The organism is Peribacillus sp. P4_C12 (assembly GCF_056402095.1).
In genome coordinates, this window is record NZ_JBFUIB010000414.1 from 1 (window position 1) to 3332 (window position 3332).

General features: G+C 35.9%; 2 protein-coding genes. One reads left to right on the plus strand and one right to left on the minus strand.

Annotated elements, in window-relative coordinates; genetic code table 11:
• Positions 1-225 precede the first annotated feature (225 nt).
• Positions 226-2484, plus strand: coding sequence for a HelD family protein (locus AC1DUW_RS24030; protein ID WP_477643645.1), 2259 nt, complete (start codon positions 226-228; stop codon positions 2482-2484).
• A 48-nt stretch (positions 2485-2532) separates the two neighbouring features.
• On the opposite strand, the gene AC1DUW_RS24035 is transcribed toward AC1DUW_RS24030, so the two are convergent.
• Positions 2533-3054 (minus strand): GNAT family N-acetyltransferase, encoded by a 522-nt coding sequence (locus tag AC1DUW_RS24035; RefSeq protein WP_056520677.1) that lies wholly within the window; start codon positions 3052-3054, stop codon positions 2533-2535.
• Positions 3055-3332: the final 278 nt, after the last annotated feature.

The following is a 3332-nucleotide window of genomic DNA, read 5'->3' on the forward strand; positions in this document are numbered from 1 at the left end:
GCATTTAGATGCTCTTTCATAAGGCAACATATAAAAACAAAATTCAATCAGGAATATATCATTTATCCTTCAAATATTGGGTAATATTCTGGAATTTTTGTTTTGTAAAATAAATCTATGATAAGGGATTTGTCAACCCATTGGTTTTCTGATAGTATAAATGTCCATTTCATCGTTGTATCGGTATTTTTTCTCCCGTTTAATCAATCAAAAGTAGGAAGGAGAATGGTTCTTTTGGTAAGACATCCTGATTTTGAACAAGAACGTCAGAGGTTGGATTTCACTAAGCGCTATATAGATGTAGTCATCAAAACATCAGAAACCAGCAAAGATCAATTTCAACGGAATATGCAAGAGGCTTTTGGTGATGCGGATTGGTCTGAGTCGGGCTTATATTCTCAGTTGTTGACAACTGCCAACTTTTTTGAAATGTCTAGATCTGAACTGGAAAGCTTACGCAAGGCAAGCAAAAAGCCTTATTTTGCAAGAGTTGATTTTGAACGAAATGATGGTGATCTAGGCGAAGTACTTTATTTCGGGAAAACTTCCCTTTATCAGAGGGAAAGCCAGGAACAGATTATCGTCGATTGGAGATCTCCAATAGCTAATCTTTATTACGAGGGTCGGATTGGTGAAATTGAATATGAAGCAGAAGGGGAAACATTTAGCGGGAACATCACTTTAAAGAGGCAGTTAATGATAGAAGATGGTGAGCTAGAAGAGGTCAGGGACATTGATTTAACAACAACGGATGAATTATTACAGGAATCCCTTTCCAAAAGTTCGAGCAATCGTTTGACCGATATCATTACCACGATACAGGAAGAACAAAATAAAATTATTCGTGCTGATTTAAATAAACCAATCATTGTTCAGGGGGCTGCGGGCAGTGGTAAAACAACAATAGCCTTACATAGGATTTCTTATTTTATATACCATTATAAAGACTTGTTTGACCCACGCCAGTTGATGATTCTTGCCCCGAGCCGGGTATTCATTGATTACATTTCTGAAGCATTGCCGGAATTAGGTGTTGAAAAAGTAAAACAATTCACATTCGCCGAGTATGTTCAGGTAGCAATCGGAAAGCAACTGAAGTYAGTAGCAGATAATAAATTGACACGATTGTTGGAAAGGGATGATGAAGAAACAAAAGCAGCGATCTGGATATCTGGATTTAAGGGTTCTCCATTATTTAAATTAATTTTGGACGAATATGTGAAGGATATTTTCAGGAGTTTTCATCCGGAAGAAGATTTTTATTGTGACAAATATCGCCTCTATTCTGCAAAAAAGTTCATTAGGCTACTGGAAGAGGATTATTGGTATTTACCATTATACAGCAGACTCGACAAGCTAAAGGCCATTTTACAAAATGAAGTGAAGCTGAAAAAGAAAAAAATGCTTGAACGAGTAACGGATTTTTATGACGTCAAAATAGAAAAGGCCCTCTATAAGAATATTGATCCAGTAATACGCAAGGAATTTGTAACAAAATGTCACGATAAAAAGGAGGAACGGATCGGACAGATTAAAAAAGCAATCCGTTCCTCTGTAAAAGGCTATTTTAAGCATTTCAAAAATAAAAACCTTCTTCAATACTATCAGGAATTGTACCAAGATCCTGAGCAACTGGCCTCGTACAGTAGCGGTAAACTTAGTCGTGAAGATGCATGTGCTTTATGTAATTATAATCAAAAGTTAATTCATGAAAAAAGTTATGAATTGGAGGACTTGGGTGCATTATTATATTTACAGGAGCTACTTTTTGGTGTGGATAAAGATAACAAAGCAAAAAATGTCGTCATAGATGAAGCGCAGGATTATAGCTTCATGCAATTGCAGGCGCTAAAAACGGCAGTAGATACTGATATGTTCACTCTTGTAGGTGATCTTGCTCAAGGTATCCACTCATACCGAGGCCTTCAAACATGGGAAGAGGTCCATCGTCGTATTTTTCCAAGGGCGACATACACAGAACTACAAAAAAGCTACAGAACGACTGTTGAAATAATGAAGCAGGCTAATCAAATTCTTCAATTGTTACCATATGATTTCCCAGAAGTTGAGCCTGTAGTCCGCCATGGGACAGAACCAGAATTCATTTCTATCGATAAGGATGATTGGGGAGAAGAGTTGATTAAACATATCGAAGAATTAAAAGGAGAAGATTTCAAAACGTTTGCCGTTATTGCCAAAACGATGAAAGATTGTAAGCTAGCAAACGAGAAATTGAGTAGATGTCATAATGGCTTCCATTTAGTAGATGAAACAGGAATTATTCCGAAAGATAAAACGTTAATTGTACCCTCATATCAAGCGAAAGGTCTAGAATTCGATGTAGTCTTTGCGATATCTCTGGAGGAAATTTATAGTCGGAAGAATGAACTCGATATTAAACTACTTTACGTCACAATGACAAGACCATTACACCGGCTTTATTTTTTGGGAAGTGAAAAAGAGGATTTCCTTCTGAGGAAATGATAGGAGGGGGATTTTAAATTTAATCTACCTCCTATTGCCATGATTTTCTTACAAATACAAAAGAATTTCGTGAATGTCATCCCATCCATAACCTACTTCGATTAACTCAATTCCGGCCATTTTAACAGTTTTTTCAGCGATTACATGACCACCGAGAGCTTTGTAAAAACCGCATGAAGGATTATCTTTTAAAGCCCAGATAATTAAATTTTTATGTTCTTTATCTATGAGTTCATCAACAACCGTTTTAATCATTTTTCGACCAATTCCTTGTCTTTGATACTCTTTTAATAAATAGATGGCATATACTTCTCCTTGAATATGGGGATCATTAGTTTGTTCGGGTCCACCAGCTACAAAACCAATAATTTGTCCTTCACCATTTTCAGCTATATAAGTGGCATTATGCAGCATCTTTAAATTTCTTAGCCAATTTTTTTTTCTGGTTTCTAGATTCAAAGAAGCCAGATATTGATTCGGCAGGATTCCTTTATACGTCGATTGCCAACTGTTTATATGTACATAGGCTATTCCGGTTACATCTTTTTCTGTAGCCTTCCTTATTTTCATTAAAATCACCTTCTGATTTCGTTATTTTTTCAAGAATATCATGTAAAAAGTGAATAAGCATTAATTTATGTTTATTACTACGCTAAAAAGGATAAGAAATAAGAGAGTGATTCAACCAGATGAAGGGAAGGGTGAGAAAGATGAAATTGAAAGTTGGTTTTTATTTTCCGGGCGGCAAAGAAATAGAGCATGAGGTAGACGGCGATGACTCAACTCAAATGATTTCAAATATTCAAAAACACCGCTATTATAATTTAGTTAAAGGCGATTGCCATTAT